We start from the raw sequence: 16,385 nt of genomic DNA on the forward strand, positions 1-16,385 counted from the left end.
CGATTCCCTCCACCAGAAAGCGAGCGAACGCATGACGCACCAGAAGCCCGAAGGCCTGCCCGAGAAGATCCAGCTCTTCATCGACGGCGCATTCGTCGATGCCCTCGACGGCTCCGAGTTCGAGGTCATCGAACCCGTCTCGAACGAGGTCTACATCACGGCCGCCTCGGCGAGCGCGGCCGACGTCGATCTCGCGGTCGCCGCGGCGAAGCGCGCGTTCGACGAGGGCCCCTGGCCTACGCTGCTCCCCCGTGAGCGCTCGCGGATCCTGCACCGTGTCGCCGACATCGTCGAATCCCGCGACGATCAGCTCGCACTGCTCGAGAGCTGGGACTCCGGCCTGCCCATCACCCAGGCGAAGGGCCAGGCACGACGCGCGGCTGAGAACTTCCGCTTCTTCGCTGATCTCATCGTCGCCGAGCACGACAACGTCACCAAGGTGCCCGGCCGTCAGATCAACTACGTGAATCGCAAGCCCAAGGGTGTCGCCGGCCTCATCACGCCGTGGAACGTGCCGTTCATGCAGGAGTCTTGGAAGCTGGCGCCCGCCCTCGCGACGGGCAATACCGTAGTGCTGAAGCCCGCGAGTTACACGCCGCTCTCCGCCGCCCTGTGGCCCGAAATCTTCCGCGAGGCGGGCGTGCCCGACGGCGTCTTCAACCTCATCCTCGGTTCGGGCAGTGTCGCCGGCGATGCGCTGGTGAAGCACCCCGATGTGCCGCTGATCTCGTTCACGGGCGACAGCTCAACGGGCGCGATGATCTCGACCAATGCCGCGCCGTTCTTGAAGGGCCTCTCGCTCGAGCTCGGCGGCAAGAGCCCCTCGGTCGTCTTCGCCGACGCCGACCTCGAAGAGGCACTCGACGCCACCGTGTTCAGCGTCTTCAGCTTGAACGGCGAGCGCTGCACCGCGGGCTCGCGCGTGCTCGTCGAACGCTCGATCTACGACGATTTCGTGGCCCGGTATGCCGAGCGTGCGAAGAACATCGTCATCGGGCTGCCCTCCGACCCCGCCACCGAGGTCGGCGCACTCGTGCACCCGAGCCACTTCGAGAAGGTCATGAGCTACGTCGAGATCGGCAAGTCCGAGGGTCGCCTCCTCGCCGGCGGCGGTCGCCCCGAAGGGTTCCCCGAAGGCAATTACGTCGCCCCGACCGTGTTCGTGGACGTGAAGCCCGAAGCGCGCATCTTCCAGGAGGAGATCTTCGGCCCGGTCGTCGCCATCACGCCGTTCGATACCGACGAAGAGGCGCTGGCCCTCGCGAACGACACCAAGTACGGCCTGGCCGCCTACGTCTGGACGTCGAACCTGAAGCGCGCGCACAACTTCGCGCACGGCATCGAGTCGGGCATGGTCTGGCTGAACTCGAACAACGTGCGCGACCTGCGCACGCCGTTCGGCGGCGTGAAGGCTTCGGGCCTCGGCCGTGAGGGCGGGTACCGCTCCGTCGATTTCTACACGACGGCGCAGTCGATCCAGATCACGCTCAACGAGGCACACTCCCCCCGCTTCGGCGCGGGCAAGTAACCGCTCATTCTGCACGGAAGCACAAGGAAGCACCCCATGGCAAAGCTCAATGACGCCGACAAGCAGTCGGCAGGTTTCTGGGTCACCACAGAGGCCCCGATTCAGTCCGAGAACCCGATCCCGACGCCCACGTCGCCCGCGCCCGACATCCTGCGCTGCGCGTACATGGAGCTCATCGTCACCGACCTCGCCGCGTCGCGCGAGTTCTACGTCGACGTGCTCGGGCTGTACGTGACGACCGAGGACGATGAGGCGATCTACCTCCGCTCGACCGAGGAGTTCATTCACCACAACCTCATCCTGCGCAAGGGCCCGGTCGCGGCCGTCGCCGCGTTCTCGTACCGCGTGCGCACACCCGAAGACCTCGACCTCGCGGTCGCGTTCTACGAGGAGCTCGGTTGCGAAGTGCGTCGCAACCCCAACGGCTTCGTGACGGGCATCGGCGATTCGGTGCGGGTGGTCGATCCGCTCGGATTCCCCTACGAGTTCTTCTACCAGACCGAGCACACGGAGCGCATGTCATGGCGCTACGACCTGCACATTCCGGGTGAGCTCGTGCGTCTCGATCACTTCAACCAGATCACGCCCGATGTGCCGCGCGCGGTCGGATTCATGCAGAACCTGGGCTTCCGTGTCACCGAGGACATCCAGGACCACGAGGGCACCGTCTACGCCGCGTGGATGCGCCGCAAGCCGACCGTGCACGACACCGCAATGACCGGTGGCGACGGCCCGCGCATGCACCACGTGTGCTTCGCGACGCACGAGAAGCACAACATCCTCGCGATCTGCGACAAGCTCGGTTCGCTGCGCCGTTCCGACAGCATCGAGCGCGGCCCGGGTCGCCACGGCGTCTCGAACGCGTTCTACCTCTATCTGCGCGATCCCGACGGTCACCGCGTCGAGGTGTACACGCAGGATTACTACACCGGTGACCCCGACAACCCCGTGGTCACCTGGGACGTGCACGACAACCAGCGACGCGACTGGTGGGGCAACCCGGTCGTGCCGTCCTGGTACACCGACGGCTCACTCGTGCTCGACCTCGACGGCAACCCGCAGCCGGTCATTGCGCGCACCGACGACTCCGAGATGGCCGTGACCATCGGCGCCGACGGATTCTCGTACACCCGCGACGGTGACGAGCAGAAGGGCTTCAAGCTCGGCAACACGCTGTAAATTCTGCGGTTCGTTCGTGCAGGATCCGGGCCGGGGCGCGCATGCGCCCCGGCCCGCTGGCGTTGTGCGGCTCACCGCCCATGACGCGTCATCGGTGCCGGCCCGGCGATCCCGCACTATCCATTTGGACAGCTTTGCGCGCATGTCCATGCCCCATGCGCTGACGACATAGACCCCCGAAGACCCGCTTTCTAGACTCGACCCATCAGCGGGCGCTGCATCGATGCGGCGCCCCACACCCCGCATCGGCACAGCCGCCACCCGCGAGAGGACCTCCCCGATGAGCGCATCGAGCCAGACACAGGCATCACCCCCGTCACCCACCGCCGAACACGACCCGGGCCTCAGCCGCCGCACCCTCGGCGTCCCCGCGATCACCCTCATGATCATCGCCGCCTCCGCACCGCTCACCGTGGTCGCCGGCGGCGTCACCACCTCGTTCGCGGTCACCGAATCGCTCGGCGTGCCCCTCGGGTTCCTGCTCATCGCCGTGATCTTGACGGTGTTCGCGGTCGGCTACACCGCGATGGGCCGGCACATCACCAACGCCGGCGCGTTCTACGCCTACATCGCGCAGGGCCTCGCACGGCCCCTCGGCGTCGGCGCCTCACTCATCGCGCTCGTCTCGTACAACGCCATGCAGGTCGGCATCTACGGACTCTTCGGCTTCCAGCTCTCAATGTTCCTGGAGGCCAAGTTCGGCTTCGCCTCGCCGTGGTGGGTGTGGATCCTGCTCTGCATCGTGGTCGTCGGCGTGCTCGGCGTGAACCGCGTCGACCTCTCCGCCAAGGTACTCGGCGTGCTCGTCGGCCTCGAGTTCCTCGTCGTCATCATCTTCGACATCGTGTCGTTCGCCGCCGCCCCCGAGGGCGTCTCGACAGCCGCCCTCAACCCGAGCGCACTGTTCGGCCCGGCACTCGGCATCATCCTCGTGTTCGGCGTCGCCGCGTTCATGGGGTTCGAAGGCGCCGCCATCTACGGCGAAGAGGCGAAGGATCCGAAGCGCACCGTGCCCCGCGCGACCTACGCGGCGATCGCGATCATCGGCATCTTCTACGCGTTCAGCGCATGGGCGTTCTCCGTCGGCATCGGCCCCTCGGCGATCGTCGCCGCATCGCAGGAAGCGGGCCCCGACCTCATGTTCGTCTTCATGACCGACCAGACCGGCGTGATCTTCTCCGACATTATGACGCTGCTCTTCCTCACCAGCCTGTTCGCTTCGCTCCAGTCATTCCACAACGCCGTCGCGCGCTACTTCTTCTCGCTCGGCCGTGAGGGCGTGCTGCCCGCCTGGTTCGCGCGCACCTCGAAGGCCGGAGCCCCCTGGGCCGGATCAGTCGCGCAGACCGTCATCGCGATCGTCGTGGTCGTGGCGTTCATCTTGGGCGGCGAAGTCTTCGGCGGGGCCGACGCACTCGGCGACTCGGCCTTCCTCTTCCCCGTGCTCACCATGTTCACCTGGCTCACGAACACCGGCGCCATGGGCCTCGTGCTGCTCATGGCGGTAACGGCCGCAGCCGTCATCGGCTACTTCGCGCGAAACCGCCGTGGTTTGAGCGTCTGGGTGACCGTCGTCGCCCCCGCAGTCTCCGGGGTTGCACTGCTCTGGGTGTTCATCATGATCCTGCAGAACTTCCCGCTCATGCTCGGCCAGACCGAACCCGACGCGACCACGTTCCTGCTGCCGGGCATCGTGTTCGCCGCAGCCATCGTGGGCATCGTGTGGGCGCTCATCATGCGCGCTCGAGCACCCCAGCAGTATGCGCAGATCGGGCACGGCACCGAACCCGGAGCGTACGGCACGCAGATCGTGGACGTCGTCGACGGCGACTAGACCACGGGTCGAGGCGCCCCGGCGCCCGCCCCACACACCGATACGACGAAACGCATACAGTTCCTGCCCGGAGCTGTATGCGTTTCGTTGAATCGGTGCCTGAAGCAAAGACGGGACGGCGTGAGGCTGCCACCCCGTGCTTCGCTCCGTGGGCCGGCACTGTAGCGCCGCCGCAGCCGAGCAAAAACGCGATGCGTTTTCTACGCTGCGCCCTCAAACATGGAGGTGACGGAGCCGTCTTCGAAGACCTCGTGGATCGCCTTGGCGAGCAGCGGAGCGATCGAGAGCACCGTGAGCTTGTCGAAGCGCTTCTCCTCCGGCACCGGCAGGGTGTCGGTCACGACGACCTGATCGATGAAGTCCTGCGACAGGTGCTCGGTCGCACGGCCCGAGAAGATGGCGTGGGTGCAGGCGATGGTCACACCACGCGCACCAGCGGCCTTCAGTGCCTCGGCGGCCTTCGCGATCGTGCCGCCGGTGTCGATCATGTCATCGACTACGACGCACCAGCGATCCTGCACGGTGCCGACGATCTCGTGCACCGACACCTGGTTCGGCACCAGCGGATCACGGCGCTTGTGAATGATCGCGAGCGGCGCGTCGAGCTTGTCGCTCCACACGTCGGCGACGCGCACCCGGCCCATATCGGGCGAGACGACGGTGAGGTCGTCGCGCGCGATGGTCTTGCGGAAGTGCTCGAGCAGCACCGGCATCGCGAACAGGTGGTCGACCGGGCCATCGAAGAAGCCCTGGATCTGCGGCGCGTGCAGGTCGACCGACATGATGCGGTCAGCGCCCGCGGCCTTGAAGAGGTCGGCGACGAGTCGTGCCGAGATGGGCTCGCGACCGCGGCCCTTCTTGTCTTGACGTGAATACGGGTAGAAGGGCGCCACAACGGTGATGCGCTTCGCGGACGCGCGCTTCAGCGCGTCGACCATGATGAGCTGCTCCATGAGCCACTCGTTGATGGGGTTCGTGTGCGACTGGATCACGAAGGCGTCCGAGCCGCGCACGCTCTCGTCGAAGCGGGCGTACAGCTCGCCGTTCGCGAAGGTGCGGGCATCGGTCGGCACGAGTTCCGCACCGAGTTCGGCAGCGACCTGCTCCGCCAGCTCGGGATAGGCCCGGCCCGTGATCAGGACGAGCTTCTTCTGCCCGGCCATCTCAATATTGCTCATCGCTGCATGCTCCTCATCGGTGCTGAAAATTCCAATGCTCTTCGTTAGTTCTCGCGCTCAGCGGCGCGCTGCGCCGCCTCGGCGGTGCTCGTGCCCGGTCGGTTCTCGGCGACCCACCCGGAGATGTTGCGCTGAGGTGCCACATTCATCGCCAGCGAGCCCGCGGGTACGTTCTTGCGAACCACTGTTCCCGCTGCCGTGTATGTGCCGTCTTCAATGGTAACCGGCGCGATGAGCACGTTCTTCGACCCCACCCGCACGCCGTCGCCGACCTTTGCGTGGTGCTTCTGTACGCCGTCGTAGTTCGCGAAGATCGTGCCCGCACCGATGTTGCTGCCGGTGCCGATCGTCGCGTCGCCGACGTAACTGAGGTGCGGCACCTTGCTGCCGTCACCGATCTGCGCGTTCTTGGTCTCGACAAATGCGCCGATCTTGCCACCGGCGCCGAGCTCGGTACCGGGGCGGATGTAGGCGAACGGGCCGACCTCGACGCCGGAGGAGAAGACCGCCAGTGTCGCCTCGCTGCGGCGAATACGCGCGTCGACCCCGACCTCGCAGTCGACGAGTGTGGTGTCGGGGCCGATGATTGCCCCAGTTGCGATCGACGTGGCGCCCTGCAGGAACGTGCCGGGCAGCACCTCGACGTCGGGCTCGATCGACACATCCGCGTCGATCCAGGTGCTGGTCGGATCTTGAATCGAGACGCCGGCGCGCTGGTGCGCGCGCACGATGCGGGCGTTCAGCTCGCGCCCGGCCTCGGCGAGCTGCGCGCGGTCGTTGACGCCCGCGATGGTCCAGGGGTCGTCCGTGGCGACCGCCTCGACCGAACCGCCGGTCGCGAGAATGCTGGCCGCGGCGTCGGTGAGGTACTTCTCCCCCTGCGCGTTGTTCGTGTCGATCCCTGCGAGCGCGGTTTCGAGCGCACGTCGTGCGAAGACGTAAATGCCTCCGTTGATCTCAGTGACTCGGCGTTGCGCGTCGTCGGCATCCTTTTCTTCGACGATGCCGAGCACCGAACCCGCCGGGTCGCGGAGGATGCGCCCGAGGCCGGTCGGGTTGTCGAAGATCGCCGACAACAGCGTCATAGCGCGGCCCTCGCCGAGGTGCCCGCTGACGAGCCCGTCGAGCGTGGCGGTGTCGATGAGCGGCGCGTCGCCCGAGAGCACGACGACGGAACCGTCGAAATCTGCCGGGAGCGCGGCGAGCGCCTGCTCGACGGCACGACCGGTGCCCGGGATCTCGTCTTGGTCGACGATGACGGTGTCGGGAGCGTGATCCAGGATGGCAGCGGACACCCGGTCGCGATCGTGTCGCACCACGGCGACGACCTGCGACGGCTGCAGACCGGCTGCGGCATCGAGCACGTGGGCGATGAGCGAACGCCCACCGATACGGTGCAGCACTTTCGGAAGCGAGGACTTCATGCGGGTACCCTGACCCGCTGCGAGAATGACGACCGCGACGTGCTCTGCCATGTTGTCCTTTCGTCGACCGACGGAACTCCCCTGACGCGATGCGCCGTGCGGAGCGAGAACCGACCGAGCTCGTCGACCGTTTCCGTTCCGCCTCCAGGATTCGAACCTAGACCGAACAGCTCCAAAGGCTGTCGTGCTGCCATTACACTAAGGCGGACCGTGCCGGATTCGGCACGCGTACTAGTCTGCCACGGCTCGCGGCTGAGAAGTGCCACCGCGAGTCGCGCTTCGCCCCAGATTCATCAGATAATGGAGGGATGAAGCACGAGGACGAGGTCGACCGGATCATCTCTGATTGGGAAGCCGCCCGCCCTGATCTCGACTTCGCCCCACTGGCCATCTTCTCGCGCATGTGGCGTGTCACGAAGCACATCGACCGCGCGCGTGCGCACGCATTCGAGCGTTCGGGCCTGATGTCGTGGGAATTCGATGTGCTTGCGGCGCTGCGTCGCAGCGGCGAGCCGTTCCGACTCAGCCCGAAGCTGCTCGGGCAGCAGACGATGGTCTCCAGCGGCACCATGACCAATCGCATCGACCGCATGGCCGAGCGCGAGCTGGTGCGTCGGCTGACCGACCCCAACGACGGGCGCGGCGTACTCGTGGAGATGATGCCCCAGGGTCTGACACTCGTCGACGCCGCGATCACGCGACTGACCGACTCCGAGGAGCGACTCCTCGACGGCATTCCCCGGTCTGAGCGGGATCGCCTCGGCGTGCTGCTGCGACGTCTTGCGCTGAGCGTCGATCGCTACGTTCCCGTGTCCGAGCCCCTCGAAGGGGCCGACCGCACCGTCGAACGCGCCGACACGGAGTAGCGCGCGCACGGATCAGCGCCCACGGAGGAGCGCACACACTGAGGCCCGACCCCGAGCGTGCTCGGTGCCGGGCCCCAGTGTCCGACTACTTCACCTTCTGGGTGGCGGTCGCCGTCTTTGCGTTGGTGTTGCCGTCGCCGACGAACTGGGCGGTCACCTTCGTGTTCGCCTTCAGTGCCTTCGGGGCCTTCACGGTAATCACACCGCGCTTGGCCGCGGCGAGCGAGACGGTCTGCTTCGCGGAGCCGAACGACACGGTCACCTTGCCGGTCGGGTACGCGCCGTTGTCGAGCTTGCCGAACGCGATCGTGACCGACGGACGCGTACCCTTCTTCGCCGTCTTCGTGGTGATCTTCGCCGACTTCACCGACGCCTTCACCACCTGCACGGTGCCCGGCGTGGTGCGCTTCGCCGAGTCCGCATAGGTATCGTCGCCGAGGTACTGCGCCGTGATGCGGTAGCCGCCGACGGAGAACTTCGGCAGCTTCAGCGTGGCAACACCGTTCGCGCCGACTGCGGCGGTGCCGAGATCGCGCGCACCCGAGGTGAAGAGCACCGTTCCAGCCGCAGCACCCGAGACCGTCACGGACGCCGTGGGCTGCGCGCCGTAGACGACCTTGGTCGCGCTCAAGCGCACGGTCGACAGGTACACGGGGGCATGCGACACGGTGACGCGCTTCGCCTTGGAGGTCGCCGCGTCGTATCGGGTGTCACCCGCGTACACCGCGGTCAGCTGGTAGCTGGCGGCGACGGGCGGCGTGGTGGTGAGGGTCGCGACTCCGCCAGAGACCGCTGCGGTGCCGAGGCTCTGCGATCCGGCACGGAACTCTACCTCGCCGGTAGCGTCTGCCGGAACCGTCGCGGTGAAGTCGAACGCATCGAGCGCGGTACCGGTGAGGTCGCCCGACACCGATACTGCGGGCGCGATCTTCGCGATCTCGACGGGCAGCTCGGCCGTCGCGTCGGCGAACGCTCCGCTCGCGTCGTGGAACGTTGCCGCAGCGGTGAAGGATCCACCGGCCGTGAACGCAGCGCTCGCACAGGTGGCGGTCGCGTCGGCCACCGGAACGGCCTCGCAGCCGGGCACTGCGACGCCGTCGAGGGTGAAGGCGACCGTGCCGACCACGGCACCCGCGCCCGCGCGAGCCGCGATCTTCGCGGTGAGCGCGCCACCGTTCGCGACGGAGAGCTCTGCGCTCTCGAGCGTCAGCGTGGTCGTCGCGGCGCCGAGCAGGTAGACGGCGGCGTAGTCGGTGCCGTTCGCGCCGCCGACGAGGTCGGGGACGCCGTTGCCGTCGAAGTCGGAGACGGTGCCGACCGAGCGGCCGAGCTGCGCGCCGGCGGTCGCGCCGTCGATGCGGAACCCGGTAGTCGCGTCGAGCGCGGCGGCCGAGAGCGTGCCCGAGAATGCGGGCTGCCCGTAGATCACGTAGAGCGCACCGGCGTTCGAGCCCGCGGAATCCTGGCCCCAGGCCCCGAGCACGACCTCGCCGACGCCGTCGCCCGAGAGGTCGGCGATGCCGGCCGCCGACCACCCGAACTTGTCGTTGTCGACGGCGCCTTCGATCCAGTAGCCGCGCGGGGCGGCGGTCGTCGCGCAGACACCGGTGGTGTTCACCGATTCATCGGCGCACTGGTAGACCGCATTCTGCGCGGCTCCGGGCGTCGTGAAGACGGTCTGCGTCGACGCCGAGCCGTACACGACCGCGGCGGCTCCGGCGCGCGGACCGGTCGCAGCGTTCGATACGCCGTCGCCGCCGACCACGAAGTCGGCGAGGCCGTCTCCGTTGATATCGCCGAGTGCGGCGACCGAGGTGCCCAGGCGATCGCGCCCGCGCTGCGGGCCGTACACGGCGAATCCGTGTTCACCGAGCGCCCCGGCATCGAGGTGCTGGGGCGTCGCCGAGCCGAAGATCGCGTACGCGGCGCCTGCGACCGGCGAGGCGCTCCCCCACGGGGTGGCCGCGTAGCTGCCGATCACGAGGTCGGCGAGGCCGTCTCCGTTGATGTCGCCGACGCTCTCTGCTGAGATGATCTGGCCCGCACGACCGTCGATAGTCTGGAGCACGCGCCCGGCAGATTCCTGCGCGGCGACGTCGAGCGTCGACACGTTCTCGGATCCGGCGATCACCCAGACGCGGCCGATGTTCGCGACCGCGGGCGTTCCCGCCGTCGCATCGGCCGGGCGATCGTAGAGGTTGTCGACGATCGCGAAATCGTCCAATCCGTCACCGTTGACATCACCGAGCCCGGTCACCGCGTAGCCGAAGTTTGCGCTGCCGCCCGGGGCACTGTTCTCGGCAACCGCCGCCGTGTTCGTGATCTCGAATCCGCGCGTGCCGAGCGAGTCGACATCGACCGGCTCGAAATCGTGTGCGCCGAGGATCACCCAGGCGCGCTGCGTACGGTTCGATCCGATGAGCAGATCGTCGATGCCGTCGCCGTTCACGTCGTTCAGGCACGACACGCTTTGACCTGCAAACGCGTTGACGGTGTTCGGGCCATCGATGCGCACCGCGCCCACGGCGCCGCCGGTGCCGATCGGGCCGCCGACGGGGTTCTCGCCCCCGAGCAGCACGTACGCCGCCCCGGCATTCTTCGTGGTGCCGCGCGCCCACCACCAGTCGCCTACGATCGCGTCGTCGACGCCGTCGCCGTTCACATCGCACGACGTGCGGCTCGCCGCGTATCCGAGGTCGCCACCGGCTTCGCCGGTCCAGCGCACCTCCGACACGTGCGGGGCGGCGGCGGGTGCGTCGGCGAATGCCGGCGCTGCCGCCACCGTCGGAACGACGAGCGTCGCCCCGATCAGTGCGACCGCGGCGGCCGAGCCGGCCGCGATCCTCCCGAATGTGCTCTTCACTGCGGTCCTTTCGATCTGCCGAGGGCAGGGGTGTGCAGACCGAGCGTGCTCGGTCTGATCCGACGGCTGCGGGCGGCGCCCGCGCCGAATCAGTTGGGTGCGTGCACCCCGTTGCCGAGACCGAAGTCGGCCTTGGCGTCGAACTTCTGACGGGCGAGCTGCACGGTGCCGAGCACGCTGCCCGGGTGAATCATCTGCGGCACCGACTCGACGGTGGGTTTCGCCTGCGCGTTGCCGCCATAGGGATCGGTGTACACGATGCCCGACGAGGTCCCCGGATCCGAGAGCTGCAGATCGGCGAGGTAGAAGTCGCGCTGCGCGCCATCGAACGGGGATCGCGGATCGCGGTAGTCGAAGCGCTCCTGCGCCGCGAGCCCGGCCCAGAGGTAGTCGGTGGGCGCGCCCTCGGTGAGCCAGGCCAGATCGAGCGGGCGACTGATGCCGTTCACCGTCGCGGAGCTCGTACGAGCGTCGTAGATGCGACTCGGGTTGCGGATCCCGAACCACGGATCGAAGTGCGCCAGCACCGCACCGTCGGCGCTCGTGATGGTGTTTTCTCCCTGCCAGAGCTCGTACAGCGACCAGTCGGTGGGGTTCGCCGCGACGCACTGCTGCGTCGGGATGATGCGCTTGCCGCCGTCGCCCGCCGGCAGGGTGCTGCCGACCGTGGCGATCGGGATCTCGGTCGCGCACGTCGAGAACATCTCGTTCGCGTTGCCGAACCGGGAGAGCATCGAGGTGATGATCTCCGTGCCGTCGGTGCACTTCGCGGCGTAGAGGATCTCGTGGGCGTTGTTCGACGTGGCGTCGGGCGACCAGCTGCCCTGATGCTGCTTGATGAGGAAGTCGCAGGTGAGCTGCGAGCCGTCGGCGAGCTTCAGCCAGTTGCGGTTCGCATCGAGCATCTTCACGTTGTTGGCGACGAACACCTTGTGCCCGCCGTTGTCTTCGTGCCGCATCGACATGTCGCCGTGCTCGTGCACGTAGTTGTCGAGTTCCTCGCTCGTATACCCGAACGGCAGGCCGGTGGGCTCGCTGTCGACCAGATCGTCTGGGGCATACCAGGCGGCGACCCAGTCGATGATGTCGGAGGTGGCGGGGTCGGCGCCGTGCTCGTGCCCGAAGGTGCACAGCTGCCCAGTGGCGGGATCGGTGACCTGCGCGGGGTGCCAGGTCGGGTAGTACTTCCCGTCGGGGCCGAGCACGCGATACGACGCGTGGAGTTCGGCGGGGCACGTGTCGTACTCCGTGGGAGTCCAGTTGCGTTCGACGTAGGCCTTCGAGAAGCCGCGCTCCGGATCGGGTTCGGGCTCGGGTGCGGGTTTCGTCAGGGTCACGGAGGTCGTCGCCGACACCGGCTCCGGGCTCGTCTCGGCGATCACCACCCGCTGGACGGTCTCACCGGCGGCGAGCGCGTCGAACACCGTCTGCGACAGGGTGAACGTGACCGACTTCGCGCCCGACTTCGCGCTGACCTTTTGGGTGGCAGCCGTCTTGCCGCCGACCTGGAGTTGCACACTGGCAGCGCACCCCGCGGATGCGGCACAGCGCAGCGCGACCGGAACCGTGCGATCGGCGCCCACCGCGATGGACTTCTGCGTGACGGTGAGCTGCGGAGTCGCCGGCTTCACCGTGGCTTTCGCGGAGAACTTCGCCGCGCTGGGCTTCTTCGCGGTACCGCTGACCGTCAGCGTGGCCTGCTTCTTCGCCGCGAAGGTGCGGTACTGGGCGACGGTGAGGGTCCAGTTCAGCAGCTTGCTCGACCGCTTCGCGACACTGTACGACAGCGTCTTCGAGCCACCGGTGCTCAGCACGAGCTTCACCGACCCCGAGCAGGTCTTCGACGATGCGCACGCGACCGAAACGGTGACCACACGATCCGTGCCCACGGCAGCGGTGATCTTCGCCTGCTGGGCGGCAGCAGCCGACGCGGGTGCCGGTGCCGCGCCGAGGCCGATCGAAGCGATCAAGCTGCCGCAGAGCGCCGCGATCGCCAGGGTGTGTCGCCGGTTTCGGGCTCGCTCGTGGGTGTGGCATCGCTGGCGCATGCGTCCTCGTTCTCAGAAATGAACTCGGCCGTTCAGCGGACGCGAGCGCCTCATCATATCTAAATGAGGATCACCTGAACAACATCTGATGTAGGGATGCATGCGCCGCACCGCCGGGCAGCGCCCCGGGGTTACTCCCCGGCGACGTCCCCCTGCAGCGCCGGGGCGGATTCCGGCGCCCGACGGAGCGTGCCGCCGTCACCCGCCTCGAACGCTCCGGCGAAGGCCAAGAGTTCGGGGTCAGCGTAGGCGCGGCCGGCGAACGTCAGGCCCACGGGCATGCCGATATCGCTCATCAACCCCATGGCGACCGTCACCGTGGGGATGCCCAGGTGCCGCAGCGCGTAGTTGCCGTTCGAGAAGAACACGCCGTTTGCCCAGGCTCGATCGGCCGCCGCCTGATCGACATCAGCATCCTGCGCCCCGACGTCGGCGTTCGCCGGGAACACCACGCCGTCATAGCCTTCAGCGGTCAGCCACGACTCGAAGAGCTCCTCGCGCAGCCGCACCAGCGCGCGCAGCCCGTCCGCGAAGTCGGCGCGATCGCGGGGGTCGGAGATGCCCTCCTGCGCCATGGCGACGGTTGCACGGTATCGGTTCTCGTAGTCGTCGACTTCTTCGTAGCGGTCGGGCAGCGCCCCCGGGGGCTGCGGGAAGATGGTGTCGGGGTCGACGACGCCCAGGTTCGGGATGGACGGGTCGCCGTTGGCTCGCAGGAAATCGTCCCAGCCGAAGGCGAGGAAGTGGTTGAATTCCGTGTCCATCCACCCCTCAGGCAGCACGCCGAGCGCTCCGACGTTCTCTTGCCCCGGGCGGTCGCCCTCGTACTGCTCGATCAGCGGGAAGTCGGTGACGACGACCTCGGCGCCGAGCGCCTCGAGTCGCGCACGAGCGGCCGCGAAGAGCGCGAGCACCGAGGGGCGCACCTCGATCGGGAAGTTCGGATCCTCGCCGAGGTACATGCGGGGCACCGCAAAACGCTTGCCGTGCAGGGCATCGGGATCCTGCACATCGAGGTAGCTCGCAGGCCGATGCGCACTCGGCGCCGGCAGCTCGATCACCTGCTGATTGCGCCAGAAATCACCGCGGGTGTTCGCGTCGTCGTGCACGAGCACGTCGAGCACCCGGAGCATGTCGGGCATCGAGCGGGTGTGCGGCACCACGACGTCGCGGGCGGGGAACAGCGGCCAGTTGCCGCGAATGCTGAGCACGCCCCAGGACGGCGTGTAGGCGCACAGGCCGTTGTTGGATGCGGGGCTGCGCCCCGACGAGACCGTCTCCTCGCCCATGCCGAAGACCGCGAGGTTCGCCGCGGTAGACACCCCGGAGCCATTCGACGAGCCGGAGGCGTAGGCGGCGGCGAGGAAGTCGCGGTTGTAGGGGCTCTCGGCACGGCCGTAGACCCCGCGCTGCATGCCTCCGTCAGCCATCGGCGGCATATTCGTCTTGCCGATGAGCACGGCGCCGGCTTCGCGCAGCTGGGCGACGGAGAACGCGTCCCACTGCGCGACGAGGTGCTCGAAGGCCGGCGATCCCGACGCCACCGTGAGCCCCTGCACCATGTACGAGTCCTTGACCGTGAACGGCACGCCCTCGAGCGGACGCGCGGTGCCCTCGCGCCAGCGGCGATCGGACTCGGCCGCCTGGGCCAGAGCGTCGGGGTTGTCGACGACGATGGCGTGCAGGCCGTCGGGGCCGCGATCGTAGGCCCCGATGCGCGCCAGATAGCGCTCAGTCAGCCAGGTGCTCGTGATATCGCCGCGCTGGAATGCGGCGAGCACCTCTTCGATCGTGGCCTCGATGATCTGGAACGGTGCGGCGGAGTCGCCCATGGGAACCTCAATTCTGTGCAGCGGTGCGCAGCCTCGCGCGCTTGCCCGACGGATACCCGTGCGCGTATCCTGAAAATAGTTTCAGTTCTGGCGCGTTCCCTGTCAAGCGGGCACGCGAAACCGAAAGGATCGCATGGCCAGCGACGCACGCGACCGCATTCTCGGCGCCTGTGAGCGCGTCATCGCACGCTCCGGCATTCGCGGCTTCCGTATGCAGGATGTCGCGGGTGAAGCCGGGGTGTCGATCGGCCTCCTCGCATATCACTTCGGCGATCGAGACGGACTGCTGCGAGCCGCGCTCGACCACGTCACCGCCGGCGCCGTCGGGCGCGCCGCCGAGAGCTCGGCCGATGCGCCGGCCGCCGAGCGACTCGCCGCGCTGCTGTGCTCGGAGTTCGGCGAAGACCCGGGGATTCGCGCCGGCTCGATCGCGTGGAACGAGCTCCGCGCACTCGCCGTTTTCGAGCCCGTACAGGCGTCAGCCGTTGCGCAGTCGACCGCGACCTGGCAGCGCACGGTCGCCGAGCTCGTGCGCGAGGCGGCGCGGGATCGCGGCATCCCAGGCGATCCCGACGCCGTCGCACTGCTCCTCACCGCCCTCGTCGAGGGGCTCTCGGGGCGCTGGTTGACGGGCCAGATCGATGCCCGGGCCGCGCAGAGCGCCGTTCGCGACGCCCTACAGCGCTCCGGCTTCTAGCCGCGATTCATCGCAGCTCGGCCGTCGCCCGCTCGAACACCTCGCCGAGCCACCCGACTGCCGGTGGCACGGGCCCGCGTCGCGTCACGAACGATACGCGACGCTCCCCCAGGTCTTGCACAGCGGGGCGCAGCACCACGTCGAAGTCCGCGTCGACGGCCGCGTCGGTGGTGAGTGCCGCGCCGAGCCCCTCCGCGACCAGGCCGTGAATCATGTAGAGGTCATCGGTGCGCATGAGCACGCGCATCGGCAGCCCGAGCGCCTGGTGCACCCGTCGCAGCACGCGATCCGAGGCCTCGTCATCGCTGCGACTGCATACCCAGGCCGTGTCGCCGAGTTCGGCGAAGTCGATCACGTCGGCCGCCGCCCACGCGCTCTCGCGCCCGACGAGCACGCGGTACGGTTCGGAGAAGAGGGAGCGCTGCACGAGATCGGTGCCCACAAAGCCGGGCTCGGTCGAGACGTGGTAGATCAGGCCGGCGTGCACCTCCCCCGTACGCACCATGCGCACGACCTCCGTCGGCTCGGCTTCCACGACCTCGACACGCACGTTCGACCGGCGCTGCAACTCGGAAACCGCTGCCGGGATCAGCCGAGACCCCATCGACGAGAAGCTCCCGACGCGCAGGGTCACCGTGCCCGCGTCGCGCAACTCGGCGACGCTGCGCTCGGCGCGTGCGATGCGCGTCAGCACGGGAGCCACCTCGTCGGCAAAGTGGGCGCCGAGTTCGGTGAGCCGTGCTCCCAGCCGGTCGCGCACGACGAGTTGCGTGCCGAGGTGCGCCTCGAGCCCGCGCAGGTGGTGTGTCACCGTCGGCACCCCGTATTGGAGCGCGTCGGCCGCGCGGGTCAGGCTTCCCGCCTCGCGGATCGCGAGCAGGACGCGCAGTTGTTGCAGGGTGATCATGTCATAGAGGGTATGTCACAGACGGCGAA

General features: G+C 68.0%; 11 protein-coding genes and 1 tRNA gene. 5 read left to right on the plus strand and 7 right to left on the minus strand.

Annotation, left to right across the window (positions count from 1 at the left end; genetic code table 11):
* The first annotated feature begins 31 nt into the window (after positions 1–31).
* The 3 genes from AMS67_RS05385 to AMS67_RS05395 all read left to right on the plus strand — a co-directional run bounded on the left by AMS67_RS05385 (position 32) and on the right by AMS67_RS05395 (position 4,541).
* The gene (locus AMS67_RS05385) at positions 32–1,528 is read left to right on the plus strand and encodes an aldehyde dehydrogenase (protein WP_053351996.1); all 1,497 of its coding nucleotides are present in this window, start codon (positions 32–34) and stop codon (positions 1,526–1,528) included.
* A 36-nt stretch (positions 1,529–1,564) separates the two neighbouring features.
* Positions 1,565–2,707 carry a 3,4-dihydroxyphenylacetate 2,3-dioxygenase gene (hpaD, locus tag AMS67_RS05390; RefSeq protein WP_053351995.1) on the plus strand — a complete coding sequence of 381 codons (1,143 nt, stop codon included), beginning with the start codon at positions 1,565–1,567 and terminating at the stop codon, positions 2,705–2,707.
* Positions 2,708–2,987: 280 nt separating this feature from the next.
* On the plus strand, positions 2,988–4,541 hold the full coding sequence (locus AMS67_RS05395) for an APC family permease (RefSeq protein ID WP_053386447.1): 1,554 nt from the start codon (positions 2,988–2,990) through the stop codon (positions 4,539–4,541).
* Between the two features lie 200 nt (positions 4,542–4,741).
* On the opposite strand, the gene AMS67_RS05400 is transcribed toward AMS67_RS05395, so the two are convergent.
* From AMS67_RS05400 to AMS67_RS05410, 3 genes are all read right to left on the minus strand, one after another.
* Positions 4,742–5,719: a ribose-phosphate diphosphokinase gene (locus AMS67_RS05400; protein WP_053386448.1), complete on the minus strand. Its 978-nt coding sequence runs from the start codon at positions 5,717–5,719 to the stop codon at positions 4,742–4,744.
* A gap of 44 nt (positions 5,720–5,763) precedes the next feature.
* Positions 5,764–7,194 carry a bifunctional UDP-N-acetylglucosamine diphosphorylase/glucosamine-1-phosphate N-acetyltransferase GlmU gene (gene glmU / locus AMS67_RS05405; protein WP_053386449.1) on the minus strand — a complete coding sequence of 477 codons (1,431 nt, stop codon included), beginning with the start codon at positions 7,192–7,194 and terminating at the stop codon, positions 5,764–5,766.
* A gap of 85 nt (positions 7,195–7,279) precedes the next feature.
* A tRNA-Gln gene (locus AMS67_RS05410) sits at positions 7,280–7,351 on the minus strand.
* Positions 7,352–7,451: 100 nt separating this feature from the next.
* Here AMS67_RS05410 and AMS67_RS05415 point away from each other — a divergent pair.
* Positions 7,452–8,009, plus strand: coding sequence for a MarR family winged helix-turn-helix transcriptional regulator (locus AMS67_RS05415; RefSeq protein WP_053351991.1), 558 nt, complete (start codon positions 7,452–7,454; stop codon positions 8,007–8,009).
* Between the two features lie 85 nt (positions 8,010–8,094).
* Here AMS67_RS05415 and AMS67_RS05420 read toward each other — a convergent pair whose 3' ends face one another.
* From AMS67_RS05420 to AMS67_RS05430, 3 genes are all read right to left on the minus strand, one after another.
* On the minus strand, positions 8,095–10,872 hold the full coding sequence (locus AMS67_RS05420; protein ID WP_053386450.1) for an Ig-like domain repeat protein: 2,778 nt from the start codon (positions 10,870–10,872) through the stop codon (positions 8,095–8,097).
* A gap of 89 nt (positions 10,873–10,961) precedes the next feature.
* Positions 10,962–12,920, minus strand: coding sequence for a hypothetical protein (locus AMS67_RS17260; protein WP_053386451.1), 1,959 nt, complete (start codon positions 12,918–12,920; stop codon positions 10,962–10,964).
* A gap of 131 nt (positions 12,921–13,051) precedes the next feature.
* On the minus strand, positions 13,052–14,752 hold the full coding sequence (locus AMS67_RS05430) for an amidase (protein ID WP_053386452.1): 1,701 nt from the start codon (positions 14,750–14,752) through the stop codon (positions 13,052–13,054).
* A 133-nt stretch (positions 14,753–14,885) separates the two neighbouring features.
* On the opposite strand from AMS67_RS05430, the gene AMS67_RS05435 reads away from it, so the two are divergent.
* Positions 14,886–15,449 carry a TetR/AcrR family transcriptional regulator gene (locus AMS67_RS05435; protein ID WP_053386453.1) on the plus strand — a complete coding sequence of 188 codons (564 nt, stop codon included), beginning with the start codon at positions 14,886–14,888 and terminating at the stop codon, positions 15,447–15,449.
* Positions 15,450–15,456: 7 nt separating this feature from the next.
* Here the strand turns inward: AMS67_RS05435 and AMS67_RS05440 are convergent, their stop codons facing one another.
* Positions 15,457–16,356 carry a LysR family transcriptional regulator gene (locus tag AMS67_RS05440; protein ID WP_053386454.1) on the minus strand — a complete coding sequence of 300 codons (900 nt, stop codon included), beginning with the start codon at positions 16,354–16,356 and terminating at the stop codon, positions 15,457–15,459.
* Positions 16,357–16,385: the final 29 nt, after the last annotated feature.

Origin of the sequence: Leucobacter japonicus (assembly GCF_001273855.1) — a bacterium.
Lineage (GTDB): Bacteria > Actinomycetota > Actinomycetes > Actinomycetales > Microbacteriaceae > Leucobacter > Leucobacter japonicus.

Coding starts and splice junctions, on each gene's coding strand:
- hpaD (WP_053351995.1), top strand. CDS start 1,565: ATGGCAAAGCTCAATGACGCCGACAAGCAGTCGGCAGGTTTCTGGGTC.
- AMS67_RS05415 (WP_053351991.1), top strand. CDS start 7,452: ATGAAGCACGAGGACGAGGTCGACCGGATCATCTCTGATTGGGAAGCC.
- AMS67_RS05435 (WP_053386453.1), top strand. CDS start 14,886: ATGGCCAGCGACGCACGCGACCGCATTCTCGGCGCCTGTGAGCGCGTC.
- AMS67_RS05430 (WP_053386452.1), bottom strand. CDS start 14,752: ATGGGCGACTCCGCCGCACCGTTCCAGATCATCGAGGCCACGATCGAA.
- glmU (WP_053386449.1), bottom strand. CDS start 7,194: ATGGCAGAGCACGTCGCGGTCGTCATTCTCGCAGCGGGTCAGGGTACC.
- AMS67_RS17260 (WP_053386451.1), bottom strand. CDS start 12,920: ATGCGCCAGCGATGCCACACCCACGAGCGAGCCCGAAACCGGCGACAC.
- AMS67_RS05385 (WP_053351996.1), top strand. CDS start 32: ATGACGCACCAGAAGCCCGAAGGCCTGCCCGAGAAGATCCAGCTCTTC.
- AMS67_RS05395 (WP_053386447.1), top strand. CDS start 2,988: ATGAGCGCATCGAGCCAGACACAGGCATCACCCCCGTCACCCACCGCC.
- AMS67_RS05440 (WP_053386454.1), bottom strand. CDS start 16,356: ATGATCACCCTGCAACAACTGCGCGTCCTGCTCGCGATCCGCGAGGCG.
- AMS67_RS05400 (WP_053386448.1), bottom strand. CDS start 5,719: ATGAGCAATATTGAGATGGCCGGGCAGAAGAAGCTCGTCCTGATCACG.